Source organism: Sulfitobacter sp. 1A13353 (assembly GCF_043557255.1).
Classification (GTDB): Bacteria; Pseudomonadota; Alphaproteobacteria; order Rhodobacterales; family Rhodobacteraceae; genus Sulfitobacter; species Sulfitobacter faviae.
This window is the reverse complement of record NZ_JBIFFS010000001.1, coordinates 303,324-329,037: the sequence shown is the minus strand read 5'-3', so window position 1 is coordinate 329,037 and position 25,714 is coordinate 303,324. Positions and strand designations below refer to the sequence as shown.

General features: G+C 63.1%; 24 protein-coding genes. 15 read left to right on the top strand and 9 right to left on the bottom strand.

The features are described 5' to 3' along the window. Positions 1-10: 10 nt before the first annotated feature. Both nadA and ACGYLO_RS01620 read right to left on the bottom strand, forming a co-directional pair. Positions 11-1,063 carry a quinolinate synthase NadA gene (gene nadA / locus ACGYLO_RS01625; RefSeq protein ID WP_271688667.1) on the bottom strand — a complete coding sequence of 351 codons (1,053 nt, stop codon included), beginning with the start codon at positions 1,061-1,063 and terminating at the stop codon, positions 11-13. Between the two features lie 134 nt (positions 1,064-1,197). Then, positions 1,198-2,070: a MurR/RpiR family transcriptional regulator gene (locus tag ACGYLO_RS01620; RefSeq protein ID WP_067268280.1), complete on the bottom strand. Its 873-nt coding sequence runs from the start codon at positions 2,068-2,070 to the stop codon at positions 1,198-1,200. Positions 2,071-2,190: 120 nt separating this feature from the next. Between ACGYLO_RS01620 and ACGYLO_RS01615 the strand changes: the two genes are divergently transcribed. From ACGYLO_RS01615 to ACGYLO_RS01585, 7 genes are read left to right on the top strand one after another with little or no spacing between them, the layout of a single operon-like run. Then, positions 2,191-2,958: an N-formylglutamate amidohydrolase gene (locus tag ACGYLO_RS01615; protein WP_271688668.1), complete on the top strand. Its 768-nt coding sequence runs from the start codon at positions 2,191-2,193 to the stop codon at positions 2,956-2,958. Beyond that, complete coding sequence (locus tag ACGYLO_RS01610; RefSeq protein WP_271688669.1) at positions 2,955-3,521, top strand: TRAP transporter small permease subunit; 567 nt, start codon at positions 2,955-2,957, stop codon at positions 3,519-3,521. The genes ACGYLO_RS01615 and ACGYLO_RS01610 overlap by 4 nt, the downstream gene beginning before the upstream one ends. Next, the gene (locus tag ACGYLO_RS01605; RefSeq protein WP_067268276.1) at positions 3,521-4,846 is read left to right on the top strand and encodes a TRAP transporter large permease subunit; all 1,326 of its coding nucleotides are present in this window, start codon (positions 3,521-3,523) and stop codon (positions 4,844-4,846) included. The genes ACGYLO_RS01610 and ACGYLO_RS01605 overlap by 1 nt, the downstream gene beginning before the upstream one ends. Positions 4,847-4,896: 50 nt before the next feature. Continuing rightward, entirely contained in the window at positions 4,897-5,934 is a 1,038-nt protein-coding gene (locus tag ACGYLO_RS01600; RefSeq protein WP_136720278.1) for a TRAP transporter substrate-binding protein, read from the top strand. Between the two features lie 59 nt (positions 5,935-5,993). Next, positions 5,994-7,358, top strand: coding sequence for a glutamine synthetase family protein (locus tag ACGYLO_RS01595; protein ID WP_271688670.1), 1,365 nt, complete (start codon positions 5,994-5,996; stop codon positions 7,356-7,358). Positions 7,359-7,360: 2 nt separating this feature from the next. Further along, complete coding sequence (locus ACGYLO_RS01590) at positions 7,361-8,734, top strand: aldehyde dehydrogenase family protein (protein ID WP_271688671.1); 1,374 nt, start codon at positions 7,361-7,363, stop codon at positions 8,732-8,734. Positions 8,735-8,737: 3 nt separating this feature from the next. After that, positions 8,738-9,883, top strand: coding sequence for an iron-containing alcohol dehydrogenase (locus tag ACGYLO_RS01585; RefSeq protein ID WP_271688672.1), 1,146 nt, complete (start codon positions 8,738-8,740; stop codon positions 9,881-9,883). Between the two features lie 57 nt (positions 9,884-9,940). On the opposite strand, the gene ACGYLO_RS01580 is transcribed toward ACGYLO_RS01585, so the two are convergent. Then, positions 9,941-10,411: a cytochrome c family protein gene (locus ACGYLO_RS01580; RefSeq protein ID WP_271688673.1), complete on the bottom strand. Its 471-nt coding sequence runs from the start codon at positions 10,409-10,411 to the stop codon at positions 9,941-9,943. A gap of 195 nt (positions 10,412-10,606) precedes the next feature. Between ACGYLO_RS01580 and idi the strand changes: the two genes are divergently transcribed. Beyond that, the gene (gene idi / locus ACGYLO_RS01575; protein WP_271688674.1) at positions 10,607-11,137 is read left to right on the top strand and encodes an isopentenyl-diphosphate Delta-isomerase; all 531 of its coding nucleotides are present in this window, start codon (positions 10,607-10,609) and stop codon (positions 11,135-11,137) included. Between the two features lie 18 nt (positions 11,138-11,155). Next, on the top strand, positions 11,156-12,037 hold the full coding sequence (gene hemF / locus ACGYLO_RS01570; RefSeq protein ID WP_209216943.1) for an oxygen-dependent coproporphyrinogen oxidase: 882 nt from the start codon (positions 11,156-11,158) through the stop codon (positions 12,035-12,037). Between the two features lie 240 nt (positions 12,038-12,277). Here hemF and hemE read toward each other — a convergent pair whose 3' ends face one another. After that, entirely contained in the window at positions 12,278-13,318 is a 1,041-nt protein-coding gene (gene hemE / locus ACGYLO_RS01565) for a uroporphyrinogen decarboxylase (RefSeq protein WP_271688675.1), read from the bottom strand. An 84-nt stretch (positions 13,319-13,402) separates the two neighbouring features. Between hemE and hemC the strand changes: the two genes are divergently transcribed. The 5 genes from hemC (at position 13,403) to ACGYLO_RS01540 (ending at position 19,919) form a co-directional block, all read left to right on the top strand. Further along, positions 13,403-14,350 carry a hydroxymethylbilane synthase gene (gene hemC, locus ACGYLO_RS01560; RefSeq protein ID WP_271688676.1) on the top strand — a complete coding sequence of 316 codons (948 nt, stop codon included), beginning with the start codon at positions 13,403-13,405 and terminating at the stop codon, positions 14,348-14,350. After that, positions 14,347-15,279, top strand: coding sequence for a LysR family transcriptional regulator (locus tag ACGYLO_RS01555; protein WP_271688677.1), 933 nt, complete (start codon positions 14,347-14,349; stop codon positions 15,277-15,279). The genes hemC and ACGYLO_RS01555 overlap by 4 nt, the downstream gene beginning before the upstream one ends. 62 nt (positions 15,280-15,341) lie before the next feature. Beyond that, positions 15,342-17,417, top strand: a complete 2,076-nt coding sequence (locus tag ACGYLO_RS01550) for a hydantoinase/oxoprolinase family protein (RefSeq protein WP_271688678.1) — start codon at positions 15,342-15,344, stop codon at positions 17,415-17,417. A gap of 4 nt (positions 17,418-17,421) precedes the next feature. Next, positions 17,422-19,131 carry a hydantoinase B/oxoprolinase family protein gene (locus ACGYLO_RS01545; protein WP_271688679.1) on the top strand — a complete coding sequence of 570 codons (1,710 nt, stop codon included), beginning with the start codon at positions 17,422-17,424 and terminating at the stop codon, positions 19,129-19,131. Positions 19,132-19,229: 98 nt separating this feature from the next. Next, on the top strand, positions 19,230-19,919 hold the full coding sequence (locus tag ACGYLO_RS01540) for a fumarylacetoacetate hydrolase family protein (RefSeq protein WP_067262780.1): 690 nt from the start codon (positions 19,230-19,232) through the stop codon (positions 19,917-19,919). Between the two features lie 15 nt (positions 19,920-19,934). On the opposite strand, the gene ACGYLO_RS01535 is transcribed toward ACGYLO_RS01540, so the two are convergent. The 4 genes from ACGYLO_RS01535 to gabT all read right to left on the bottom strand — a co-directional run bounded on the left by ACGYLO_RS01535 (position 19,935) and on the right by gabT (position 24,723). After that, complete coding sequence (locus tag ACGYLO_RS01535; protein ID WP_271688680.1) at positions 19,935-21,302, bottom strand: tetratricopeptide repeat protein; 1,368 nt, start codon at positions 21,300-21,302, stop codon at positions 19,935-19,937. Beyond that, the gene (locus ACGYLO_RS01530; protein ID WP_271688681.1) at positions 21,299-22,108 is read right to left on the bottom strand and encodes an alpha/beta fold hydrolase; all 810 of its coding nucleotides are present in this window, start codon (positions 22,106-22,108) and stop codon (positions 21,299-21,301) included. The genes ACGYLO_RS01535 and ACGYLO_RS01530 overlap by 4 nt, the downstream gene beginning before the upstream one ends. After that, positions 22,101-23,090 carry a P1 family peptidase gene (locus tag ACGYLO_RS01525; RefSeq protein WP_271690014.1) on the bottom strand — a complete coding sequence of 330 codons (990 nt, stop codon included), beginning with the start codon at positions 23,088-23,090 and terminating at the stop codon, positions 22,101-22,103. Before ACGYLO_RS01525 ends, ACGYLO_RS01530 begins: the two co-directional genes overlap by 8 nt. Before the next feature lie 232 nt (positions 23,091-23,322). After that, positions 23,323-24,723: a 4-aminobutyrate--2-oxoglutarate transaminase gene (gene gabT, locus ACGYLO_RS01520; RefSeq protein WP_271688682.1), complete on the bottom strand. Its 1,401-nt coding sequence runs from the start codon at positions 24,721-24,723 to the stop codon at positions 23,323-23,325. Between the two features lie 180 nt (positions 24,724-24,903). On the opposite strand from gabT, the gene ACGYLO_RS01515 reads away from it, so the two are divergent. Beyond that, positions 24,904-25,455: a cupin domain-containing protein gene (locus tag ACGYLO_RS01515; RefSeq protein ID WP_209216952.1), complete on the top strand. Its 552-nt coding sequence runs from the start codon at positions 24,904-24,906 to the stop codon at positions 25,453-25,455. Between the two features lie 70 nt (positions 25,456-25,525). On the opposite strand, the gene ACGYLO_RS01510 is transcribed toward ACGYLO_RS01515, so the two are convergent. Next, on the bottom strand, positions 25,526-25,693 hold the full coding sequence (locus tag ACGYLO_RS01510; RefSeq protein WP_271688683.1) for a hypothetical protein: 168 nt from the start codon (positions 25,691-25,693) through the stop codon (positions 25,526-25,528). Positions 25,694-25,714: the final 21 nt, after the last annotated feature.

Below are 25,714 nucleotides of genomic sequence, written 5' to 3'. Positions count from 1 at the left end.
CGCGCGCCCTTCAGAGGCCGAGTTCGCGGGAGAGGTCGATCATCCGTTGCACGGCCACCCGCGCCTTGCTGGCAACCTCGGCCTCTACCTCGACGGCGCCGGACATCGTGTGCAGCGACCAGAGCACCTTTTCCAGCGTGATCTTCTTCATGTAGGGGCACATGTTGCAGGGACCGACGAAATCGACCTCGGGCAATTCATCGGCGATGTTCGAAGCCATGGAGCATTCGGTGACCAACATCGCCTTGGCGGGTTTTTCGCGGTGCACATAGTCGAGGATCCCGCTGGTCGAGCCGGAGAAATCCGCCTCCGCCACCACGTCGGGCGGGCATTCCGGATGCGCGATGATGCGGGTGTCGGGGTTCCACTCGCGGTAGTCGGCGATATCTTTTGCGGTGTAGCGTTCGTGCACGATGCAGGCGCCGTCCCACCAGACGATGCGCTTTTGCGGCACCTGTTTGGCGATGTTCTGGGCAAGGTATTTGTCCGGCGTCATGATGATCGTCTCTGCCTCAAGCGCAGCCACGATCTGCGCCGCGTTCGACGAGGTGCAGCAGATGTCCGACGCCGCCTTCACCTCGGCCGTGGTGTTGACGTAAGTGACAACCGGCGCGCCGGGATATTGCGCGCGCATCTGCGCCACGCCCTCGGCGGTGATGCTTTCGGCCAGCGAGCAACCCGCTTCCATGTCGGGGATCAGCACGGTTTTCGCGGGGTTCAAGATTTTCGAGGTCTCGGCCATGAAATGCACGCCGCATTGCACGATGACATCGGCCTCAACCTCGGTCGCCTTGATGGCGAGTTGCAGGCTGTCGCCGACGAAATCCGCGATGCCATGGTAGATGTCGGGCGTCATGTAATTATGCGCGAGGATGACCGCGTTGCGCTCTTTCTTGAGCTTGTTGATCGCGGCGACATAGGGCGCGTGGATGGCCCAGTCGGGGGGCGAGATCACGCGGTCCATCCGGGCGTAGATATCGGCCATTTCAGCCGCCAGCGCTGGCGATGGCGCGAGGTCATAATGGCGCTCAAGTTCGCTGGGCGAAAAGATTTCATCACGCATGGTCGGTCCCCCTCCGGCCTTGGCGCGTGTCACGGCACCGCGCTGGACACCACACCCGGCGTGCTGGCCATAGACGACTGGCGGGGTTTGGGCAAGCCAATACCCTTTATGACAAGGCGTTGCTTGCTGGGGGCTTAGGTGAATTTGCGGAACAAACGGGTCTGGTCGAACATGTCTTCCAGCCGTTCGGCGCGGTCCTTTGTATCGGCCCAGTTGATGTCTTGCATGGCCGAGATCACGCTCTCTACCAGCAGCAGCGTGGCCGCCGCGCTGTCCCAAGCCGAGGGCGCGACAATCCGGCTGGAGAAACAGATATCGGCAAGGCTATGCACCGGAGAGCGCCATTGGTCGGTGAAGAGGATGATCTTGGCACCCCGCGCATGGGCCATCTCCGCCAGTTTCAGCGTGTTGTTCTCATAGCGGCGCACGTCGAAAATGACGAAGACATCGCCTTCCCCCACGTCCAGCAGGTAATGCGGCCAAGCGTTTGATGTAGATTGGATATGTGTCACTCGGGGGCGGATGATCTGGGCGTGGAGGAACAGATATTCGGCCATGACATGGGTGATGCGCCCGCCCACGATATAGAGCGGATGCGCAGTATCGGCGATCATGGCGCAGGCGCGGTCGAAGGTGGCAGGCTCGATCTGGCCCAACGTGTGGCGGATGTTGTCGATCACCGCATCGGTGAACCGGTTCAACACATGGCCCGAGGGCGCGCCTTCGGTCCAGTTGTCATGTTTGGCGATGGGGTTCTTGGCCTTGGCCTTTAGCTCTTCGCGCAGCTCGTTCTGAAATTCGGGATAGCCCTTGAACCCCAGCTTTTGCACCATCCGCGCCACGGTGGGGGTTGAGACATTGGCATCCTTCGCCAGCGCCGTCAGCGGGCCTAGGCCGGAGGCGGGGTAGTTTTCCAGAATCGAATGGGCGAGCTGCCGTTCCGCACGGGTTAGCCGGTCCAACTCTTGCTGGATACGGTCGGAAATGGTCAGCGTCGGTTCAGCCATGGATGCCCCTCTTTTGACGAGTAATAACACAAACTGAACGGCGTTGTAATAAATTTGACATTATTCTGTTGACAGAAGCCCCCCGCCCGAATGAGGTTTGAACTAATTGAGGGGGACAGGGTGTCAGAACAGTTAGATCTTTCGAATGAAGTCGTCGAGGTGATCAATGCCGGGGCCAAGGCCCCGCTGGTATTGGTCTGCGAACATGCGGCGCGTGAGATACCGGCCTACTACGACGGCCTTGGGCTGGATGCCGCGGCCCGCGAAAGCCATGTGGCTTGGGACCCCGGCGCCTTGGGCGTGGCCCGCACGATGGCGCAAGATCTGGATGCAGTGCTGGTAGCAGGGCGGGTTTCCCGTCTGGTTTACGACTGCAACCGCCCGCCCGAAGCCCCCGGCGCGATGCCCGCGCAGAGCGAGATTTTCGCGATCCCCGGCAATGCCGCGCTTGATGAAGCGGGCCGAGCCGAGCGGGTGACGCGCTATTACGAACCGTTCCGCGCGACTTTGGCGGCGACGATCAAACGGGTCGATGCGCCCGCGATCGTCACGGTGCATAGTTTCACGCCGATCTACCACGGCAAACCGCGCAACGTTGAGATCGGCATTCTCCACGACAGCGACACGCGCCTTGCCGATGCGATGCTCGCGGTGGCGTCGGAGTTCACGGATCTCAATGTCGAACGAAATGAGCCCTACGGCCCGCAGGACGGGGTGACCCATACGCTGAAAGAACATGGGCTGGCCCATGGTCATCCCCATGTCATGCTAGAGATCCGTAATGACCTCATCACGACCGAAGCCGAACAGCGGCAGATGGCCGAGATGATCAGCAATTGGCTCCGTGCCGCCATGGCTCGGCCCGAGATGAAGGAGGTCAAACCATGAGGTTCATCCGGGGCTATATCCGGGGCATCGATGCGATGAACCGGCGGATCGGGCGGATCATGATGTATGGCATATTTGTCCTGATGGGGGTGCTGTTGTGGTCCACCGTCAGCAAAGCCTTCTTCGTCCCCTCGCTTTGGACGCTGGAAATGGCGCAGTTCGTCATGGTGGGCTATTACATTCTGGGCGGTCCCTATTCGATCCAACTGGGGTCGAACGTGCGGATGGACCTCCTTTATGGCGATTGGTCGCTGCGCCGCAAAGCGTGGTTTGACCTCTTTACCGTCTTCTTCCTGATCTTCTATCTCTGCGTGCTGCTCTATGGCGCGGTAAGCTCTACCGCCTATTCGCTGGGCTACTGGGGGACCGAGCCGTTCAGCTTTTTCGGCGACTTGATCACCGGTAGTGAAGAGGTTGGCCATATGGAGCAATCCAGTTCCGCATGGCGTCCCTATCTCTGGCCGATCAAGGTCGTGATGATCGTCGGTATCTTTCTGATGCTGCTGCAATGTCTGTCCGAGCTCGCGAAAGACGTGCTGCGGCTCAAGGGTGAGGCCATCTGATGTCCTATGAAATGATTGCGACATTGATGTTCTCGTCAATGATGCTGATGCTACTGACCGGCCAGCGGGTGTTTGGCGCCATCGGCTTTATCGCCGTGGTCTCGGCGCTGCTGCTCTGGGGCGACAAGGGCGGCTATGACATCGGTTTCGCCGCCGCGATGAAACTGATGAAATGGTATCCGCTGCTGACGCTGCCGATGTTCATCTTCATGGGCTATGTCCTCAGCGAAAGCCGCATTGCCGATGACCTTTACCGCATGTTCCACGTCTGGATGGGCGGGGTGCGCGGCGGGCTGGCGATTGGCACGATTGGCCTGATGGTGCTGATCTCGGCGATGAATGGGCTCAGCGTGGCGGGCATGGCGATCGGCTCGACCATCGCGCTGCCGGAACTGCTGAAACGTGGCTATGATAAAAGGATGGTGACGGGGGTGATCCAGGCGGGGTCGAGCCTTGGCATCCTCGTGCCGCCCTCGGTCGTGCTGGTGCTTTACGCGATGATCGCGCGGCAGCCGGTGGGGCAGTTGTGGCTTGCCGGGGTCATCCCGGGGTTGATGATGGCAGCGATGTTCATCGCCTATATCGTCATCCGCTGCCGGATGAATCCCGAACTTGGTCCCATCCTCTCAGCCGAGGATCGCGACATTCCCCGTGCCGAGAAACTGCGCCTTCTGCGGGCGGGCATCCTGCCGCTGGTGATCTTTGCGGTGATGATGGTGCCTTTCGTCAACGGTTGGACCAGCTTGGTCGAAAGCTCGGCCATCGGGGCGGCGGCGGCGTTTTTTGCAGCGGTGCTCAAGGGCCGCATGACCCGCGAGGTTTTCGAGAACTCCGTGCGCAACACCTTGGGCATCACCTGCATGTTCATGTGGATCATCCTCGCCGCCCTCGCCTTTGGCGCGGTCTTTGACGGGCTGGGCGCGGTGAAAGCGATTGAGAGCCTGTTCACCGAAAAGATGAACCTCAGCCCCTGGATGATCCTGATCATGATGCAGCTTAGCTTCATCATCATGGGCACCTTCCTTGATGATACGGCGATGCTGGTCATCGTGGCGCCGCTCTATGTGCCCTTGGTCGGTGCGCTGGGCTTTGATCTGATCTGGTATGGTATCCTTTACACGATCACCACGCAGATCGCCTATATGACGCCGCCCTTCGGCTATAACCTGTTCCTGATGCGCGCCATGGCCCCGCCAGAGATCACGCTGCGCGACATCTACGCCTCGATCACGCCCTTCGTGCTGGTGATGGTCTTGGCGCTGATACTCGTCATGGTCTTCCCGGAGATCGCGACATGGCTGCCCGATTACATCTACGACAAATAACAATGAGAGCCGCGCAAAGACGGCCTGATATTTCAACAAAGGAGAGACGTATGACCACTCGCAGAAAGTTTCTATCCGGGGCCGCCGTCGCCGCCCCTGCGGCCCTCGCCGCGCCCTCCATCGTGCATGCCCAAGCGCCGATCAAATGGCGCATGCAGACCTATGCCGGCGCCGCTCTGGGTGAGCAGGTGACCAAACCGGCGGTCGATTACATCAATGCCGCCGCCAATGGCGAGATGGAGATCGAACTGTTCTACGCCGACCAGATCGTCCCCACCGGTGAGCTGTTCCAAGCCATGCAGCGCGGCACCATCGACATGGTGCATTCCGATGACGACTCCATGGCCTCGCCCACGCCGTTGCAACAATTCGGCGGCTACTTCCCCTTCGCCACCAAGCACATTCTCGACGTGCCGGTGCTGTTCAACCAGTACGGCTTGGCCGAAATCTGGAAAGAGGAATATGCCAAGGTCGGCGTTGAATGGCTGTCGGCTGCGGGCCAAGACCCCTGTAACTTCAACACCACCAAAGAGATCAAATCGGTCGCCGATCTGGACGGTCTGAAGCTCTACACCTTCCCCACCGCGGGCCGCTTCCTGTCGAAGTTCGGCGTGGTGCCGGTGAACATTCCCTACGAGGACGCCGAAGTCGCCGTGCAAACAGGCGAGCTCGACGGCATGGCGTGGTCCGGCATCACCGAGGACTACACCGTCGGCTGGGCCGATGTGACCGACTACTTCCTGACCAACAACATCTCGGGTGCTTGGATCGGGTCGTTCTTCGTCAACCAGCAGCAGTGGGCCGATCTGCCGGATCACCTCAAACAGTTGGTCATGGCGGGGATCGAAGCGGGCCACACCTACCGCAACCAGTGGTACTGGGGCGGCGAGGCGCGTCTGCGCGCGCAGGGCGACAAGCTCAAGCTCAGCACCGTGCCTGCCGACGAATGGGCCGAGGTTGAAAACGCGGCCAAGGACTTCTGGACAGAGATCGCCGAGGAAGGCGAAGTGCACGCCAAGATCGTGCAGATCTTCCGCGACTATAACGAAGTCATCAACAAAGCCGGTCCGCCCTACACCAACGGCTGAACCGACAACCGGGGGCGCGCTGCCTGCGCCCCCGCCTTACCCCCTGAAGTGGACAGAACATGCCCGGCACACTGACATTCGACGCGCTGAAAAAACTGGTCAAAGAAGGATCCGTCGATACGGTTCTTGCGTGCCTTGTGGACATGCAAGGCCGGTTGATGGGCAAGCGCTTCCATGCCGTCAACTTCGTCGAGACCTCTTATAAAGAAACCCATTGTTGCAACTACCTGCTGGCCACCGACCTTGAGATGGCCACGCCCGAAGGCTTTGCCTCCACCTCGTGGGAGACGGGTTACGGCGACTATGTGATGCAGCCCGACCTCGACACGATCCGCCCGGTGCCGTGGCTGGAGGGAACGGTGATGGTGCTTTGCGACGTGCTGGATCACGATACGCACCAGCCGGTGCCGCATTCCCCGCGCGCCATGCTCAAGAAACAGATCGCGCGGCTGAAGGAACTGGGTTTCGATGCCATGATGGCGACCGAGCTGGAGTTCTTCCTTTTCGAGCAGAGCTTTGACGCGATCCGCAAGGGCGGCTACCGCGACCTCACGCCGATCAGCGGCTATAACGAAGACTACAACATCCTTCAGACCACCAAGGAAGAGAACGTCATGCGCCCGCTGCGCAACCATCTCTTCGCCGCCGGTCTGCCGATTGAGAACTCCAAGGGCGAGGCCGAGGCCGGTCAGGAAGAGCTCAACATCCGCTATTCACAGGCGCTTGATTGCGCCGATTACCACACGATTGCCAAACATGCGGTGAAGGAAATCGCTTGGCAGCAGGGACATGCGGCGAGCTTCCTGCCCAAGTGGCATAAGGACCGCGTCGGCTCTTCCAGCCACGTCCATCAGTCGCTGTGGAAAGACGGCGAAGCGGCTTTCTTTGACAGCGAGGGCGCGTTGGGCATGTCCGATCTGATGCGCCACTATATGGCCGGTCTGATCGCCTATGCGCCGGAATATACCTATTTCCTCGCCCCCTATGTGAACAGCTACAAACGCTTCGCCAAAGGCACCTTCGCCCCGACCAAGACCGTCTGGTCCGTCGACAACCGCACCGCGGGGTTCCGCCTTTGCGGGGCAGGGACAAAGGGCGTGCGGGTCGAATGCCGTATTGGCGGATCGGACCTAAACCCTTATCTGGCGCAGACGGTCATGCTGGCTGCCGGAATCAAAGGGATCGAAGACAAGATGGAGCTTGCCCCGCCCACACGCGGCGATGCTTATGGCGAGTCCGACGCTGTCGATATCCCCCAGACCCTGCGGGCAGCAACCGAGACCCTGCGCGGCTCGACGTTCCTGCGCGAGGTCTTGGGCGAAGATGTAGTGACCCATTACACCCGCGCGGCGGAATGGGAGCAGGAAGAATATGACCGGGTGGTGACCGATTGGGAAATCGCCCGCGGCTTTGAAAGGGCCTGAGAATGACGACGGTAAAATGTATCTCTCCGATTGACGGTTCGGTCTATGCGGAGCGCGAAACCCTGAGCACGGAAGCAGCGCAAGACACTGTTGCCCGCGCGCGCCGCGCGCAAAAGGCATGGGCCGCGCGGCCCTTGCAGGAGCGTGTCGATCTGGTGATGGCCGCGCTGAAAGAGATTGAGAATTCCACCGACCGGATGACCGAGGAACTGGCCCACCAGATGGGCCGCCCAGTGCGCTACGGGGGTGAGTTCGGCGGCTTGCAGGAACGCACCAGCCACATGGCCAAGATCGCCGCCGATGCGCTGGCACCCAATGTGATCGAAGACAGCGACGCCTTTTCGCGCAAGATCATGCGCGAGCCGCATGGCGTGGTTTTCGTCGTGGCGCCGTGGAACTACCCTTACATGACCGCGAACAACACCATCGCGCCTGCGCTGATCGCGGGCAATTCGGTGATCCTGAAGCATGCCTCGCAGACCATTCTGGTCGGTGAACACCTCGCCGATGCCTACCGCGCCGCTGGCGTGCCCGAGGATGTGTTCCAGAACGTCGTGCTGAGCCATGACACCACCTCGGCGTTGATCGCCGACAACGCCTTTGATTTCGTCAACTTCACCGGCTCTGTCGGCGGCGGTCGGGCGATGGAACGCGCCGCGGCGGGCACTTTCACCGGTGTCGCCACCGAGCTTGGCGGCAAAGACCCTGCCTATGTCCGGGCCGATGCCAACCTCGACGCGGCAGTCGATGGCGTGATGGACGGGGCGATGTTCAACGCGGGCCAGTGCTGCTGTGGGATCGAGCGGATCTATGTGCACGAAAGCCTCTATGACGCCTTTGTCGAAAAGGCCGTGGCATGGGTGAATAACCTCAACCTCGGCAATCCGCTGGATCAGGCCACGACGCTTGGGCCGATGGCCAATGTACGTTTCGCCAACGAGGTTCGCGCGCAGATTGATGAGGCCGTGGCGGCAGGTGCCAAGGCGCATATCGATAGAATGCCCGCCGACGATGGCGGTGCCTATCTGACGCCGCAGGTGCTGACCGATGTGACCCATGAGATGCGCGTCATGCGTGACGAAAGCTTTGGCCCCGTTGTCGGCATCATGCCGGTCAAGGACGATGAAGAGGCCATTGCGCTGATGAACGACAGCCAATTCGGTCTGACCGCCGCGATCTTTACCGCCGATGCCGAGGCTGCCGAGGCCATCGGCCAGCGGTTGGAAACCGGCACCGTCTTCATGAACCGTGCCGACTATCTGGACCCGGCGCTGTGCTGGACCGGCTGCAAGCAAACCGGGCGCGGCGCGGGCCTGTCTGAACTGGGCTATCACGCGCTGACACGCCCTAAATCTTACCACCTCAAGAAAGCCTGAGACATGTCCCTGACTGCCAATTGGTCTTACCCCACCGCCATCCGTTTCGGCGCAGGCCGGATTAAAGAGATTGCCGAGGCCTGCGCCGCTGCGGGCATCAAGAAGCCGCTGCTGGTCACCGACAAGGGGCTGGCCTATCTGCCGATCACCCAGTCCACACTGGACCTGATGGAGGCCGAAGGTCTGGGCCGCGCGATGTTCTCGGACGTTGACCCGAACCCGACCGAGATGAACGCCGAGGCGGGCATCAAGGTCTACCGCGACGGCGGCCATGACGGCGTGATCGCCTTCGGCGGCGGCTCCGGTCTCGATCTGGGCAAGGTCATCGCCTTCATGGCGGGCCAAACCCGCCCCCTGTGGGATTTCGAAGACATCGGCGATTGGTGGACCCGCGCCGACGCCGACGGCATCGCGCCCATCGTGGCCGTGCCGACGACCGCCGGCACAGGCTCGGAAGTGGGGCGCGCCAGCGTCATCACCAATTCCCAGACTCATGAGAAAAAGATCATCTTCCACCCCAAGATGCTCCCCGCCGTCGTGATTTGCGACCCGGAACTGACCGTCGGCATGCCGCCGATGATCACCGCAGGCACTGGGATGGATGCTTTCGCCCACTGCCTCGAAGCCTTCTGCTCGCCGCATTACCACCCGATGAGCCAAGGCATGGCGCTGGAAGGGATGCGTCTGGTCAAGGAATACCTGCCCCGCGCCTATGCCGATGGCAGTGATCTTGAGGCGCGCGGCCATATGATGTCCGCCGCCGCCATGGGCGCCACAGCGTTCCAAAAGGGTCTGGGCGCCATCCATGCCATCAGCCACCCGATTGGCGCGGTGCATCACACGCATCACGGCACCACCAACGCCGTTGTCATGCAGCCGGTTCTGCGCATGAACCGCCCCGCAATCGAGGAGCGTCTAGCCAAGGCGGCGGCCTATCTCGATATCGTGGGCGGCTTTGACGGGTTCTACGATTTCGTCGGCAAGCTGAATGAAGAGTTGAACATTCCCAGCTCGCTGACTGCCCTTGGCGTGACCGACCCCGACATCGACGCACTGGTGGCCTCGGCCCTGCAAGACCCAAGCTGTGGCGGCAACCCGATTGAACTGACCAAAGAGAATGTCACGCAGCTGCTGCGCGACTGCTTCTGATCCGAAACAAAAAGGGGGGCAAATGGCCCCCCTTTCGCATTGCGCTGAATGCGCAGATTACTCGGTCGCCTCTGCCGCTTCATCAGTCTCGGTCACTTCCGGCCCGACGGAGACCAGATAGGCCCATACGTCTTTCGCGTCTTCTTCGTCTCTCAGACGGTAAGACATTTTCGACTTGGCCCGTTTCGTATCAAGATACTCGGCCAGAAACCCCTTGGGGTCGGCGACGTAGCCTGTGAAACTCTCTTCGTCCCATGTCAGCCCGGCCTCGCCCGCAGCCACGATGGAATCGCCATAGCGGTAGTCTTCGACGGAACCCGCCACGCGGTTGTAGATCCCATAAAGGTTCGGCCCCGTACGGCCCCCTTTTTGGATATCGTTGCCCTCATCATCCGAGATCATGTGGCAGCTTTTGCATTTACGAAAGACCTTTTCCCCGGCTTCGGCGTCACCGGAGGCATGGCTTTCCGCCCAAAGGGGCGTGGCCCCAAGGCAGATGGCGAAGATCGACGCGATACGCATGTTCATTGTGAGTTCCTTTGTCAGTCTGACTTGAATCTAGCGTTTGGGGCGAAGGGGTAAAGGATGTTCACTGCGCCAAAAGGTAGCACGGGCGCAGGGCGGGCCGGTTAGCGGTTGAGACTAGGGGGAAATCCCCCGATAACTGCCGGTGAATTTCTTCTGCGCCGAGGGTGAGATGAACACAACGGTAAGCCGCATCTGATGGAGATCATGGTCCCCGCCTGGGTCGACGGCACCCTGCAACCGGTCGAAAAGCTCGCCGCGCATGAACGCGGTTTGCGGCATATGGCGGTTTCGGTCTTTGTCATCTCCGACGGCAAGCTGCTGATGCAGCAGCGCGCGCTTGGCAAATATCACACCCCCGGTCTCTGGGCGAACACCTGCTGCACGCATCCGCATTGGGATGAGCCGCCCGAGGACTGCGCCGCGCGGCGTTTGGACGAAGAGTTGGGGATCACCGGGCTGGCCTTGCAGCATCGGGGCCGGGTCGAATACCGTGCCGATGTCGGCGGCGGGCTGATCGAGCATGAGGTGGTCGAGGTCTATCTCGCCCATGCCGCGCCGGATCTGACGATTACGGAAAATCCTGATGAGGTGATGGCGACGCGTTGGATCACCCTCGGCGATCTACATGCCGACCTTGCGCAGCATCCCGATGCATATACGCCTTGGCTGCGGATTTACATGGCCGAACACGAAGGTCTGATCCTTGGCGGCGGAGCGATGGAATAACAGAAAGGCGGGCCAGAGATGACCGACGACATGCAAGACCAAAAGACACGCGCGGCGGATTGGTTCCGCAAGCTTCGCGATGACATCGTTCAGGCGTTTCACGACATCGAAGCGCGTCATGTGGGCGAGGAAGAGGCCGGGCGTTTCGTGGTCAGCAACACCACCCGCACTGCCCCCGATGGGTCGGACGCTGGTGGCGGTGAGATGTCCGTCATGCGCGGGGGCCGTGTGTTCGAGAAGGTGGGCGTGAATATCTCCACCGTCTACGGCGAGTTGGGCGAGCGGGCGCAGGCCGCCATGGCCGCGCGCAAGGGGTTGCCCGGCATGGCCGAAGATCCGCGTTTCTGGGCCTCTGGGATTAGCCTAGTTGCGCATATGCAAAACCCACATGTGCCGGCGGTGCATATGAACACCCGCATGTTCTGGACCCCCCATGCATGGTGGTTCGGCGGCGGTGCGGATTTGAACCCTTGTATCGAGTATGACGAGGACACCGACCATTTCCATGCCGAGATGAAGGCCGCCTGCGACCCGCATGGGGCCACGCTCTATGATGAGTTGAAGGCTTGGGCGGATGAGTATTTCTACATCCCCCATCGCAAACGCGCGCGGGGTGTGGGTGGCATCTTTTACGATGACCGCAACAGCGGCGACTGGGAGGCGGATTTCGCGCTGACACAGGATGTGGGTCGCGCGTTCCTGCCCGCCTATGTGCCCGTGGTCGACAAACGGCGCGAGATGCCGTGGGACATGGACGACAAGGACGTGCAACTGCGCCACCGGGGGATCTATGCTGAGTATAACCTTGTCTATGACCGGGGGACGAAGTTTGGTCTGGAGACGGGGCATGATCCGGATGCGGTTCTGATGAGCCTGCCGCCGATGGCGAAGTGGGTGTAAGCAGAACTTAGTCCCGGAACCAAGTCTCGGCGAGACCGAGCGGTGACGGTTACCACCTTGGCCCGGAATCAAGCCGCAGGCGCCGGGCCATCGCCTGCCCGCCCGGACGGGTAGGCGATTTGGTTAGTCTGGGCGCCCCGTGTCGGACACACATCATGGTTGAACCATAAAGTGGTATGAACCAACGTGACATCGCCAACCCGCGGGCAGGCGATGGCCCTCATCTCTTAGCGCGGGTGTTCAGCCCCGCGTCCCGCGCACCGTATCAATCATCAACTGCACATTCTCCGGATCCGCATCCGGCGTGATCCCATGCCCCAGATTAAAGATATGCGGCCCCTTCGACAGCGCATCGCAAATCGCCCGGGTCTCCTGCACCAGCGCATCCCCACCTGACACCATATGCGAGGACTTCAGGTTGCCCTGCACACAGCCATGCGGCTGCACATGTTCGGCCACCCACTCTGCACTCACGCCGTCGTCGACGGCGATACAGTCCGCCCCGGTGGCGGCATGTAGATTGGCGAAGCGCGCCCCGGCTCCACGCGGAAAGGCGATCACGGGCACGCCCGGATGACGCGCCTTCAACGCGCTGATGATCTGGCGCAGCGGCTCTGTCGAATAGCGGTCGAAATCCGTGCCTTCCAGCGATCCGGCCCAGCTGTCGAAGAGCTTTACCACCTCGGCTCCCGCCTTGATCTGCATGTCGAGGTATTCGATCGTCGCCAGCGTGATCCGCTCCATCAGCGCATCGAACACCTCGGGGTTCTCGTCCTTTAGCGCATGGGCTGGCCCCTGATCCGGCGTGCTATTGCCCGCGATCATATAGGTCGCCACCGTCCAAGGCGCGCCTGCGAAACCGATGAGCGTCGTCTCTTCGGGCAGTTCGCGCGACAGGATGCGCACGGTCTCGTAAATCGGGGCGAGGTGGTCGTGAATGGCGTCCGCTGGTTTCAGCGCTTCCATCTCGGCCTTGGTGGTGATCGTCGACAGACGCGGCCCCTCACCAGTGACGAACCACAGATCGGCGCCAAGCGCCTGCGGCACCAGCAGGATGTCGGCGAAAAGGATCGAAGCGTCGAAACCATAGCGGCGGATCGGTTGCAACGTCACCTCGGCGGCCAGTTCCGGGTTGTAGCACAGCGACAGGAAATCGCCTGCCTCGGCCCGGGTCGCGCGGTACTCGGGCAGGTAGCGCCCGGCTTGCCGCATCATCCAGATCGGCGGCGTCGGCAGGGTTTCGCCCGCAAGGGCGCGCAGGATGGTCTTGTTCGCAGTCATTATGGCGTTCCTATTTGTGGCAAACCCGTAGGTAGCGCAGGTACAGCAGTTGTCAGTTCATGTCGACGGGGGTAGGGATGCGTCATGACGTATCAGCTTCCCACCCCGGCCCGGCCTCTCAACATCGGCACACGCGGATCGCTTTTGGCGCTCGCGCAGGCGAATGAGGTGCGCGACCGGCTCGCCGCCGCCTTCGATCTCCCGTTCGAGGCTTTCACCATCGTCGTGATCAAGACCACGGGCGACAAGATCATCGACCGCCCGCTGAAAGAGATCGGCGGCAAGGGTCTGTTCACCCGCGAGATCGAGGCCGCGCTGCTCGACGGCTCCATCGACATCGCGGTGCATTCGATGAAGGACATGCCGACGCTGCAACCCCAAGGCCTGCTGATCGACACCTATCTGCCGCGCGAGGATTGCCGCGACGCTTTCATCTCGCCGCATCTGAAATCCATCGCCGAGTTGCCCGAAGGCGCGGTGGTGGGCACCTCCAGCCTGCGCCGCCGGGCGCAAGTGAAACTGCGGCGGCCTGATCTGGAAGTGGTCGAGTTTCGTGGCAACTTGCAGACTCGTTTGAAAAAACTCGATGACGGTGTGGCCGAAGCGACCTTCCTCGCCATGGCCGGGCTGAACCGCTTGCAAATGGACGACGTGCCACAGGCTGCCGTGCACCCCGACGACATGCTGCCCGCCATCGCGCAGGGGGCCATCGGGGTTGAGCGGCGGGAGGATGACAGCCGCGCCGCCGAGATGCTCTCGGCGATCCATGACCGCAAGACTGGCGAACAGCTTGCCGCCGAACGCGCGTTCCTCGCCACGCTCGATGGGTCTTGCGAGACGCCCATCGCCGGTCTGGCCGAACTCAACGGCAGCGAGATGCGCCTGCGCGGGCAGGTGCTGCGCCCCGACGGGTCCGATGCCATCGGCGATGACGTTACCTGCGCCATTTCCGACGGCGCCGCGGCGGGTGAGGCGATGGCCCGCAAGCTTCTGGCCGAGGCCGGACCGGGTTTCTTTGACTGGCGCGAATGATCGGCAATCTCTTCACGCTGAAACAGCTTGAAGCGCTGATCTGGGTCGCAGACCTTGGCAGTTTCCGCCGCGCCGCCGCGCATCTGAACACGACACAGCCCAATATCTCGGCCCGGATTTCCGGGCTGGAGGCAACCTTGGGCGTCACCCTGATGCAGCGCGATGCTGGGTCGATCCGGCTCACCGAAAAGGGCAGCGCCCTGCTGACCCAAGCCCGCCGCGTGCTGCGCGAAGCCGAAGCACTTGTCGAGACCGCCGCGCGACCCGATCTGATCGACGACAGCCTCCGCCTTGGCGTGACCGAAGTGGTCGCGAGCACATGGCTGCGCCCCTTTCTGCGCGCGCTGGCCGATGCCTATCCCAATCTCACTGTCGAACTTACCGTCGATCTCTCGCGCGATCTGGATCAGGAGCTTGCCGCTCATGCGCTCGACCTGACCCTGCAAACCGCCCCCTTCTCGACCCCGGCAAGCGGGCGGCTGGACTTGGCGACCTATGACTACATCTGGGTCGCCGCGCCGGAATTGGCCGCCCAGATCGGCCCCGCACCCGACTTCGCCGCCATGCTGCGCCATCCGGTGCTGGGCCATGCGCGGCATACGCAGGCCCATTCCGATCTCATCGGCCATTTCGACGGCACGACTGCGCCGAAGGCCCGTTTGGTGCCCTCCAGCAGCCTGTCGGCGGCGATGAACATGGTGCTCGACGGGATGGGTGTGGCGGTGATGCCGCGTGTGATGGTGGCAGGCGCGCTGGCCGATGGGGCGCTGCGGATTCTGCCCGCCGCGTGGCACCCGCGCCCGCTGCAAGTCGCCGCGCGTTATCACGCGGATCGCACGCCCGCCTATGTCGCCCGCGCCGCTGAACTGGCCCGCGACTGCGCCCGAAGCTTCGATGTCGAGGATCGAAAAAACCTTTCACACCCATAGAATATAATAATTTGCACCGATGCTGTGCCCACCCCTATCCTGCGCCCAAACAGGAGTGAGACATGGCATCAACCATCCGACTGGGCGTAGACATCGGCGGCACCTTCACCGACGTGGTGCTGGAAAAGGGCGGCGAGAGTTTCTCAACCAAGGTGCTGACCACCTATGCCGCGCCCGAGAACGCGATCATCGACGGGATGCATCAGGTCTGCACCAAGGCCGGGATCACGCCCGCCGATCTCACGCAGATCATCCACGGCACCACGCTGGCAACCAACGCGCTGATCGAACGGCGCGGGGCCAAGACCGCGCTGATCACCACCCAAGGCTTCCGTGACGTGATCGAAATGCGCACCGAAAGCCGGTTCGAGCAGTATGATCTGAACCTCAACCTTCCCGAACCGCTGCTGCCGCGCCAGATGCGCTACACGGTGGAAGAGCGTGTCGATGCCACGGGGGCGGTTCTGCACCCGCTCGACCGCGCCGAGGTCGAGGCGCTGGCGGACCGCATCGCCGACGCGGGTTATGAAAGCGTCGCGGTCGGGCTGATCCATTCCTATCTGAACGACGCGCATGAGCGCATGGTCCGCGAGGTGTTGGAAGAGAAGCTGCCGGGCGTCATGGTCTCGATCTCCTCCGAGGTCTCGCCGCAGATGCGCGAGTATGAGCGGTTCAACACCGTGGTCGCCAATGCCTATATCAAGCCGCTGATGAAGAGCTACCTCGGACGGCTCGAAGGGCGCCTGCAGGAAGAGGGCGTCTCCTGCAACATCTTCCTTATGCATTCGGGCGGCGGCATTATCTCGATTGAAAGCGCTGCCGAATTCCCGGTGCGGCTGGTGGAATCCGGCCCCGCGGGCGGGGCGGTCTTCGCCGCCAACATCGCCGCGCGCTACGGGCTCGACAAGGTGCTGAGCTTCGACATGGGCGGGACCACGGCCAAGATCTGCCTAATCAAGAACCAGACGCCCAAGACCAGCCGGGTCTTCGAGGTGGCGCGGACCTATCGCTTCAAGAAAGGCTCCGGCATGCCGATCTCGATCCCGGTGATCGACATGGTGGAGATCGGCGCGGGCGGCGGCAGCCTTGCCCATGTGGATGCCATGCGGCAAATCCGGGTGGGGCCGGAAAGCGCGGGCTCCGAGCCGGGGCCGGCCTGCTATGGCCGCGGCGGGGCAAAGCCCGCAGTGACCGATGCCGACCTCGTACTAGGCAAGCTCGACCCCGACAATTTCGCCGGCGGTTCGATCCGGCTCGAGACCGGCAATTCCGAGACGGCGCTGAGCCAAGCGATCGGTCAGGAACTCGACATGGACGCCGCCACTGCCGCCTTCGGTCTGGCCGAGGTGGTGGACGAGAACATGGCCAATGCCGCGCGGGTGCATGCGGTGGAGAACGGCGAGGACCTAAGCGACTACACGATGATCGCCTTCGGCGGCGCGGCCCCGCTGCATGCCGGGCGGCTGTGTGAGAAGCTGGGGGTCGAGCGCCTGCTGGTGCCGCCCGGGGCCGGGGTCGGCTCGGCCATCGGTTTCCTGCGTGCGCCTTTCAGCTTCGAGGCCAACCGCTCGGTCTACATGAAGCTGTCGGACTTCGACGCGACCCGCATCAAGACGCTGCTGGCGGAACTGCGCGACGAGGCCACCGGCTTTGTGCGCAACTGCGATGCCGGGGCCAAGATCCTGTCGGAATACAAGGTCTACATGCGCTACAGCGGGCAGGGCTGGGAGATCCCCATCGTGCTGGACGAAGCGGACGCGCTAAACCCCGATGCCGCGCGTTTCGAGGCTTTGTTCGAGACCGATTACGCCAAGCTTTTCGGCCGCACCGTCGAGGGCTTGGACATCGAGATCACGGTTTGGTCGGTCAATGCCACCACGCCGCCCGAAGAGGTCGCGCGCACCGCAGAGCAGTCCCCGGGTGCGGCGGCGGATGTGGCTCTAACACGGCGCATTTTCGACCCGGCGCTTTCTGAGTACTGCGAGGCCGACGTCGTGCTGCGCGGTCAGATGGCCCCGGGCCAGACCGCCCAAGGCCCCGCCGCCATCACCGAGGATGAGACGACGATCATCCTGCCCGCTTCGCGCCGCGCCATCTGCCAGCCCGACGGCTGCATCGACATCACCGTGAAAGGGTAAGCCCATGGCACAGACACATTCCAACGTCGCCTATCAAGTCATGTGGAACCGCCTCATCTCGGTGGTCGAGGAACAGGCGCAGGCACTGGTGCGCACTGCCTTCTCGACCTCGGTGCGCGAGGCGGGGGACCTTTCCGCGGGCGTCTATGACACCGACGGTCAGATGCTGGCGCAGGCGGTCACCGGCACGCCGGGCCACGTCAACGCCATGGCCGACGCGGTGGCGCATTTCATCCGCCGGATCGGGCGGGAGAACATCCTCGAAGGCGATGTCTATATCACCAACGACCCTTGGGAGGGGACGGGCCATCTGCATGACATCACCATGGTCACGCCGTCGTTCCATCACGGTAAGCTGGTGGGGTTCTTCGCTTGCACCGCGCATATCGTCGACATCGGCGGGCGTGGCTTTGGCGCGGATGCGGCGAGCGTCTACGAGGAAGGGCTCTATCTGCCGATCATGAAGTTCGCCGATGCGGGCAAGGTCGACGAGACGCTGGTGCGGATCATCCGTGGCAATGTGCGCGAGCCGGATCAGCTGATCGGCGACATCTACGCGCTGACCACCTGCAACGAAATCGGCCACCGCCGCCTCATCGACATGATGGAGGAATTCGCCCTCGACGATCTCACCGGCATCGCGAGCTTCATCCTAGACAATTCCCGCCGCGCCACCTTGGAGCGGATCGCGGCACTGCCGCGCCAGCGGGCGACTGGCGAGATGACGATCGACGGCTTCGACACGCCGATCACGCTGAAGGTCACGGTGAGCATCGAAGAGGATCACATCCTGTCGGATTTCGCGGGCACCAGCGGGATCGACAAGAAGGGCATCAACTGCCCACTGGTCTATACCAAGGCCTATGCCTGCTACGCGCTGAAATGCGCCATCGCGCCGGAAATCCCCAACAACGCCGCTTCGCTGGAGCCGTTTCGGATCACCGCGCCCGAGGATACCATCGTCAACGCCGTCCACCCCGCGCCGGTGGCGCTGCGGCATATCGTGGGCCACTTCGTGCCCGATACGGTCTATGCGGCGCTGGATCAGATCCTGCCGAACCTCGTCCCGGCCGAAGGGGCGGGGTGTCTGTGTAACTTCCAGGTCAGCCTGCGCCCCCGCACGGATGCGAAAGCGCCCGCGGGCGCGCGCCGGGCTGAGGTGCTGACCTTCAACTCCGGCGGCTCGGGCGCGCGACCCGAACACGACGGGCTCAATGCCACGGCCTTCCCCTCGGGCGTGATGACCATGCCGGTAGAGGCCACGGAACACGCCGGCCCCGTGGTGATCTGGCGCAAGGAGTTGCGCCCCGACAGCGGCGGCGCGGGGCGCCAGCGCGGCGGGCTGGGGCAATATATGGAGGTCGGCGCGCGCGAGGGGCATGAGTTCGACATGCAGGCCATGTTCGACCGCGTCGATCACCCCGCGCGCGGGCGACAGGGCGGCAAGCCCGGTGCGCCCACCACCATCGCCCGTGACGACGGCACGCCGATGCGCGGCAAGGGCAAGCAGTTCGTGCCGCATGGGGCGAAGGTGATGATGGCCTTTCCGGGTGGCGCCGGCTACGGCCCCGCCGAGGAACGCCCCAAGGCGCAGGTCAAACGCGACCTTCTGCGCGGCTACATCAGCGCCGAGGTGGCGGCGGCGGATTATGGGCTGAGCGCCGAGGAGATCGCCGAGGTGCAAGAGGCCATCCGCAAAGGCGCCGAACTGTGAAAGAGTGGCCGCTCAAAGGCTTATAAGCGCGAGGGGTCATTGACTGTTACAAAGCGCGGGTGTTCCTTGGCGGCATTATGCCAAAAGGAACACCCGTGATGTATGTGATTGATCCCCCCAAGCAAAGCAGCCTTGCCGTTCAAGGCACCAGCGACCGTTTCCCGGTGCGCCGTGTCTTTTGCGTGGGCCGCAACTATGAGGCGCATGTGCTTGAGATGGGCAATGACATGCGCGACCCGCCGTTCTTTTTCACCAAACCCGCCGATGCCACGCTCGATACGCCTTGCACCGTGCCCTATCCGCCGCTGACGGAGGATTTCCACTTCGAGGCGGAGCTTGTCATCGCCATCGGCAAGGGCGGCGCGAATATCGCGGAAGCGGATGTGATGGATCACATTTGGGGCGCCTCGGTGGGCATTGATTTCACCCGCCGCGATCTTCAGGCGCAGGCCAAGAAGATGGGCCGCCCGTGGGACTGGTCCAAGGCCTTTGACAACTCCGCGCCCATTGCGCCGATCCTGCCCATGGCCGATGTCCCCTCGGTCGAGAAGGGCCGCCTATGGCTCGCGGTGAACGGCGAGATGAAGCAGGAGGCCGATTTGTCGCAGATGATCTGGTCGGTGCGGGAGCATACGGCCACCCTGTCGCAGGCCGTGACCTTGGCACCGGGTGACATCATCATGACCGGCACGCCTGCCGGTGTCGCGGCGGTGCAGCCCGGCGATGTGATCACCGGGGGGGTCGACGGCATCTCCGAGTTCGAAGTCACCGTCGGCCCGCGCGCCTAAAGCGCGTCGCCCGGTTTAGGCCCCGGCCAGCGTGCGTTCGGCCCGCGCGCGGGCTTGGGCCGCCAGATCCGGCAGGCCGGTCTTTTCATAGACCTCGCCCAGCATCAGGTTCAGCGGCACGCCATCGGGGTCATAGGTCCGGCGCATCTCAAGCACCTGCTGCGCGGCTGAGGCCCGGCCATCGCGCACCAGCGCGTCGAGGTGGATTTGCTCGAACAGGTCACGCTGCGCATGGCTGCCGCCACATTCGGCCATGCGGGGCAGGGCCATGCCAAGCTCGCGGATCGCCGTGGCCCACTCCCCCTTGGCATGGGCGGCGATGCCAAGGGCGGCGGGCAGTGCGACCTCGGCCCATGCGGCGTGGTCATGGGCGGCAGTCTCACTCGCGCGGGCATTGATCGCGCTGAGCATCTCTGCCGCCTCGGGCCGCCCGGTGCGGCAAAGGGCATAGAGGTATTGCAGCGTCAGGAAGGGACTCACGGTATCCGCCCCCCGCGCCGCCACATGGTCGGCCACATCGCCCCAACGGTCGCCCACATCGACACCCGCGAATTCCATCCGCGCCAGCAGAGACACGGCGCCGACTTGGTCTTGGGAATAGTCCTTTTCCAGCCCCCAGATATGCTGGTCATAGGCGGCGCGCACATCGTCGTGACGGCCCTGCGACAGGTAGAACAGCGCCAGATGCCACCAATTGTGGCTCCGCATGAAGGAGTTCAGGTCGCTCCACGTCTCGGCCACGCTTTCCATGAAACGCGCGCCTTCAGCGACGCGGCCTTGCGTTAGCATCACATGGGCCAGCGCGTGATGCGCCCAAGGCTCATCGTGCCGCAATTCCATCGCCCGGCGGGCAGCAGCTTCGGCCCGGTCGAGCAGGTGACATTGCTCATAACCAAAGGCGATCATGCCGTGGGTATAGGCGATGTCTTCGGCCTCGGGCAGGGATTTGAGTGCGAGGCGCAACATGCCAGCGGCATCGCCGGTGTTGAACAGGTGGTATTGCGCCAGTTTCAGCATCGCCAGATCGCGCGGCCATTGGTCGGTGATGGCGTCACAGGCGGCGACGAGGGCGGGCACATCGCCGTCGATCCAGTGCCCGACTGCGCGGATGACCTCCTGCTCGCGAGCATTGGCGCCGGGGGCTGCCTTGGCGCGCTCCAGATAGGGGCGGGCCTTCTCAGGGGCGATGGGGTGTTCGAGGAACATCCACAAGAGCGCCGCATAGGCATTGACCAGCGGGCCATCGGGGTCGGCATCGGCGGCGGCGATCACGCCTGCGGCCTTGGGTTGGTAGGACAGGAAGCCGTGGATGAAGTCATTGATCGCCTGCAAGGTTTCCGGGCGGTCGGTAGAGGTTTCCAATCCGTAAAGGTCTTGTGTCATCTCGGGTCTCCGGCGGTGTCGTGGAATTGGCGCAGATGTTGGGCGACGGCCTCGGCGGCGTCCCAATGGATCGAATGGCCCGCCTCGGGCAGGGTGGTCTGGGTCACATTTGGGATCTCCGCAAAAGCCTGCTCGGCGGCGGCGCGGGGGATCAGCAGGTCTTCGGCCCCGTGGAGCACTTGGGTCGGGCAGGTCAGGTCCGAGGGCCGTACCGTCGGGCGGAAACCGCGCAACGCTTCGAGTTGATGGGCCATGGCATCCGCGCTCTGCGCATGTGGATAGGCAAGTGCTGCGGCGAGGGCGGCCTCGGTATTGTCAGGATCAGTGAAGAAACCGGGGGCAAAAATCCAAGGGTAGAGCGCGCGCAGCCAAAGCTGCTCCCCTTCCGGTGCGCGGCGCACGGCGAGCAGCGCATCAAAGACTGCCATGGTCCGGGGGGCGCGAACTGGGGCAGAGGCGAGAATGCTCAGCGCTTGGATGCGACCCGGCGCGAGGCCAAAAAGCTCCATCGCCATCAGCCCGCCCATCGAATGGCCGACGACGTGAAAGGTGTCATGCCCCAGGTGATCCATCAGCGCCAGCGCATCCCGCGCCATCTGCGCGACAGAGGTTTCGGCATCCCAAGGGGTCGTGCGCCCGGTGCTGCGGTTGTCGGGCCGGATCAGGGTGAAGTGATCGGAAAGCAGCGGGGCCAAAGCGCCCCAACTCGCGCTGTCGCTCAGCATCCCGGCCAGCATCAAAAGCGGCGGGCCGCGCCCGTCGACCTCGTAATGAAGTGAGATATCGGAGAGGGGCAGATCAGGCATTCAACGTGCTCCAACAAGGCAAAAGATCCCCATCGGCGGGGGTGGCCGCATAGATGGCGCGGGCGATGGCGCGCGACAGGCAGAGCGCCGCGGCATGGCCGATCATCGCCACATCCCCCGCAGGCCGCGCCGCCGTCGAGAGGGAGAAGACCAGATCGCCGTCATTGGGCATATGTGCAGGCACCACGGCGCGGGCGATGCCGTCATGGGCCGCCACGGCAACGCGCTGGCATTCGGCCTTGGTCAGCGTGGCGTCGGTGGCGACGATGGCGATGGTGGTATTGGCGCGGGCCGACATGGCCGCCATCTTGCGGCTCTCGAAGCTCAGCCCCAACCCGGCGGATGGGTCCGGCCCCAGCCCGCCGAACTCTCCGTCGATCTCAAAGGGGGCAGCGTGGAAATAGCGGTCACCGGGGGTGGTGACGGCGCCCACCGGATTGGCCCCGACAAGCGCGCCGACCGTGCTGCCATCCGGCAATTGCAAACTGGCGGAGCCGAGGCCCCCTTTGACCATTGCGCTGAGCGCGCCGGTGCCCGCGCCGACAGAGCCGATTTGAAAATTTTCGCCCGCCGCCTCCAAGGCCTGGCGGCCAAGAACGGCATAGGGGTTCTGCGCCCAATCCTTATCGCCGCCGTTCAGCAGATCGAAGAGGATCGCGCCGGGCACCAGCGGGATCAGCGCGTCCCCCACGCGAAAGCCGCGGCCCTGTGCGCGTAGGGCATCCACCACCCCCGAACAGGCATCCAGCCCATAAGCAGAGCCGCCCGAGAGCACCAGCGCATCGACCGCGGCGACGGTCTTGTCGGGGGCCAGCAGGTCTGTCTCTCGCGTGCCGGGCGCGCCGCCCATGACGCGGACAGAGGCGGTGAAGGGCGCGTCGCCGATCAGCACGGTGCTGCCGGATTTCAGCCGCGCATCCTGCGCATTGCCCACCTTCAGCCCCGTCACATCGGTGATCAGGTTGCGCGGGCCGGGACGCATCGGTGCGCTCATGGCAGGCTCTTCACGTGAAACATCCCCGCAAGGGTGCGCATGGGGCAGGGGGCTAACAAGGGCATCGTCACTCCGGCGTTGATTTCGGGCGGAGTTTGCGCGCTTCCCCGGCGGATGCCAAGGGCCGAGGTGGGACAGGATGCCCCCGCCGGAGGGACGCCATAAAAATGGGCGCGCAGATTGCCCCGCGCGCCCGATCCATCCGGTGTGACCGTTTGGTTTACTTCTGCTCTTCGGCGACAGCGGCGGCGACGGCCTCTTCAAAGATGGCGAGCCCCTCTTCGACGATGGCGTCGGAGGCTGTCAGCGGCACCATCACGCGCACGGCGTTGCCATACATGCCACAGCTCAGCAGCAGCAGGCCGCGCTTCAGCGCGTGGGCGATGACGCGTTTGGTGAAATCCGCGTCGGGCGTGGCGCTGTCAAAGTCGGTCACGAATTCAACGGCGACCATGGCGCCAAGGCCGCGGATGTCCCAGAACCGGAAGGGCGCGGAACGCTCGCCAATCTCGGCAAAGCGGGCTTTGAGCGTGTCGCCCATCGCGGTCGAGCGGGCCAGAAGACCTTCGTCTTCGATCACCTCGATGGCTGCCAATGCCGCAGCGCAGGCCACCGGGTTGCCGCTATAGGTGCCGCCCAAGCCGCCGGGGTCCATAGCGTCCATCACATCGGTGCGGCCAATGACACCGGCCAGCGGATAGCCACCTGCCATGGATTTCGCCACGGTGATCAGGTCTGGCACCACGCCGGAATGCTCGATCGCGAACCATGTGCCGGTGCGGCCAAAGCCCGCCTGCACCTCATCGGCGATCAAGAGAATGCCGTGCTGGTCACAGATCGCGCGCAGCTCTTGCATCATCTCGAAGGGCACGGGGGTATAGCCGCCTTCGCCAAGCACCGGCTCGATGATGATCGCGGCAACACGCTCGGGCTGGGCATCGGTGAGGAAGAGGTTTTTTAGCCCGGTCAGTGCATCCTGCACGGTGATCCCGTCGCGGACAGAGGGGAAAGGCGCGCGGAAGACATCCGCGGGGAAGGGGCCGACGTCTTTCTTATAGGGCGTGACCTTGCCGGTCATGCCAAGCGTCAGCAGGGTACGGCCGTGGTAGCCGCCGGTGAAGGCGATGATGCCCGGGCGGCCGGTGGCAGCGCGGGCGATTTTCACGGCGTTCTCAACGGCTTCGGCGCCGGTGGTGACCAGCAGCGTCTTCTTGGGCGCGTCACCGGGGGCGAGCGCGTTCAGCTTCTCGGCCAGTTCGACGTAAGGGCCGTAGGGCACGACCTGAAAGCTGGTGTGGGTGTAGTGATCTTCCTGCGCCTTGGCGGCCTCGACCACCTTGGGGTGACGGTGCCCCGTGTTCAGCACGCCGATGCCGCCGACGAAGTCGATGTAGCGGTTGCCTTCCACGTCCCACAGCTCGGCGTTCTCGGCATATTTCGCGTAGATCGGTGCGGCGGAGGCGACACCGCGCGGCACGGCGGCATCGCGGCGCGCGATGAGGTCGGCGTTGGTCTGACCGTCGGGCTGGGTCGCGGGGTTGGTTTCGACCACGGAGATCTGCGGCGCGGCTTTGGCCTTGGCCGCGGATTTCCGGGGTGATTTCTTGACGGTGCTGGACATGGAACAGATACCTTATTGCGAAAGAGAGGGGGCAGTGACGTGTCGTTTAAAAAATCCATATTCCGTTTAATATAATTGTCAATCGCGATCGCAGCCTCTATCTAACAATTCCCGTGACCCCCGGTTGACCCAAGGCCGTGCCCCGTAGCGGCGGCGCGGGGGCCTACAAAGGACAAGCCATTGAACGTCGGCGATAAACTCAGAGCGATCCGCAAGAAACACGGACTCTCCCAACGGGAGCTTGCGGCCAAGGCCGGGCTGACCAATGGCACGATATCGCTGATCGAGAAGAACCGAACCAGCCCCTCGGTTGCGTCGCTCAAAAGTCTGTTGGACGCGATTCCCATCAGCATGGCCGAGTTTTTCGCGATTTTGGAAGAAGACGACAGCGCCAAAGTCTTCTACCGTGCGGAGGAGTTGACCGAGATTTCACCGAGCCATCAAGGCGGCGTATCCCTGCGCCAGTTGGGCAGTGCCGCACATCACGCGCTTCAGGTGCTGCATGAAACCTATGAGCCCGGCGCGGATACCGGACCTGAGTTTCTGAGCCATGAGGGCGAAGAGGCGGGGGTCGTGGTGCGCGGGAGCATCGAAGTGACGGTGGATGGCGCGGTCAGCCTGCTTCATGCCGGGGATGGATATCTGTTCGACAGCCGCCTGCCGCATCGGTTCCGCAACACCGGGTCCGAGAGTTGTGAGATCGTCAGCGCCTGTACCCCGCCCAGTTTCTAAAAAAGGTGCCCCATAAATATCGACCGCCCCGAGCATTCTGCTCGGGGCGGTCGATAGGGGGTGTCAGGTCTTAGTAGTCTGACCGGTAGTTCGACCTTTGGGTCTCCGGTTGCTGTTTTTCGCGCCCGGTGCGGTCCTCATCCGGGTGAAGTTCCCTTCGGCCCGTGGTGAGGGCAAGGATGATGACCGCCGCTAAGGTCAGGATGGTCAGACCGCCGAGAAAAAGCTCCGTGGTCATCTCCGTGTTCCTTTTCAGCAC

Bases quoted from the DNA above. Each gene is read 5' to 3' on its own strand.
- ACGYLO_RS01620 (WP_067268280.1), bottom strand. From the start codon at position 2,070: ATGGCTGAACCGACGCTGACCATTTCCGACCGTATCCAGCAAGAGTTG.
- ACGYLO_RS01590 (WP_271688671.1), top strand. From the start codon at position 7,361: ATGACGACGGTAAAATGTATCTCTCCGATTGACGGTTCGGTCTATGCG.
- idi (WP_271688674.1), top strand. From the start codon at position 10,607: ATGGAGATCATGGTCCCCGCCTGGGTCGACGGCACCCTGCAACCGGTC.
- ACGYLO_RS01535 (WP_271688680.1), bottom strand. From the start codon at position 21,302: ATGACACAAGACCTTTACGGATTGGAAACCTCTACCGACCGCCCGGAA.
- nadA (WP_271688667.1), bottom strand. From the start codon at position 1,063: ATGCGTGATGAAATCTTTTCGCCCAGCGAACTTGAGCGCCATTATGAC.
- ACGYLO_RS01605 (WP_067268276.1), top strand. From the start codon at position 3,521: ATGTCCTATGAAATGATTGCGACATTGATGTTCTCGTCAATGATGCTG.
- hemF (WP_209216943.1), top strand. From the start codon at position 11,156: ATGACCGACGACATGCAAGACCAAAAGACACGCGCGGCGGATTGGTTC.
- ACGYLO_RS01540 (WP_067262780.1), top strand. From the start codon at position 19,230: ATGTATGTGATTGATCCCCCCAAGCAAAGCAGCCTTGCCGTTCAAGGC.
- ACGYLO_RS01510 (WP_271688683.1), bottom strand. From the start codon at position 25,693: ATGACCACGGAGCTTTTTCTCGGCGGTCTGACCATCCTGACCTTAGCG.
- ACGYLO_RS01610 (WP_271688669.1), top strand. From the start codon at position 2,955: ATGAGGTTCATCCGGGGCTATATCCGGGGCATCGATGCGATGAACCGG.
- ACGYLO_RS01580 (WP_271688673.1), bottom strand. From the start codon at position 10,411: ATGAACATGCGTATCGCGTCGATCTTCGCCATCTGCCTTGGGGCCACG.
- ACGYLO_RS01555 (WP_271688677.1), top strand. From the start codon at position 14,347: ATGATCGGCAATCTCTTCACGCTGAAACAGCTTGAAGCGCTGATCTGG.
- hemC (WP_271688676.1), top strand. From the start codon at position 13,403: ATGACGTATCAGCTTCCCACCCCGGCCCGGCCTCTCAACATCGGCACA.
- gabT (WP_271688682.1), bottom strand. From the start codon at position 24,723: ATGTCCAGCACCGTCAAGAAATCACCCCGGAAATCCGCGGCCAAGGCC.
- ACGYLO_RS01525 (WP_271690014.1), bottom strand. From the start codon at position 23,090: ATGCGTCCCGGCCCGCGCAACCTGATCACCGATGTGACGGGGCTGAAG.
- ACGYLO_RS01530 (WP_271688681.1), bottom strand. From the start codon at position 22,108: ATGCCTGATCTGCCCCTCTCCGATATCTCACTTCATTACGAGGTCGAC.
- ACGYLO_RS01600 (WP_136720278.1), top strand. From the start codon at position 4,897: ATGACCACTCGCAGAAAGTTTCTATCCGGGGCCGCCGTCGCCGCCCCT.
- hemE (WP_271688675.1), bottom strand. From the start codon at position 13,318: ATGACTGCGAACAAGACCATCCTGCGCGCCCTTGCGGGCGAAACCCTG.
- ACGYLO_RS01595 (WP_271688670.1), top strand. From the start codon at position 5,994: ATGCCCGGCACACTGACATTCGACGCGCTGAAAAAACTGGTCAAAGAA.
- ACGYLO_RS01550 (WP_271688678.1), top strand. From the start codon at position 15,342: ATGGCATCAACCATCCGACTGGGCGTAGACATCGGCGGCACCTTCACC.
- ACGYLO_RS01585 (WP_271688672.1), top strand. From the start codon at position 8,738: ATGTCCCTGACTGCCAATTGGTCTTACCCCACCGCCATCCGTTTCGGC.
- ACGYLO_RS01545 (WP_271688679.1), top strand. From the start codon at position 17,422: ATGGCACAGACACATTCCAACGTCGCCTATCAAGTCATGTGGAACCGC.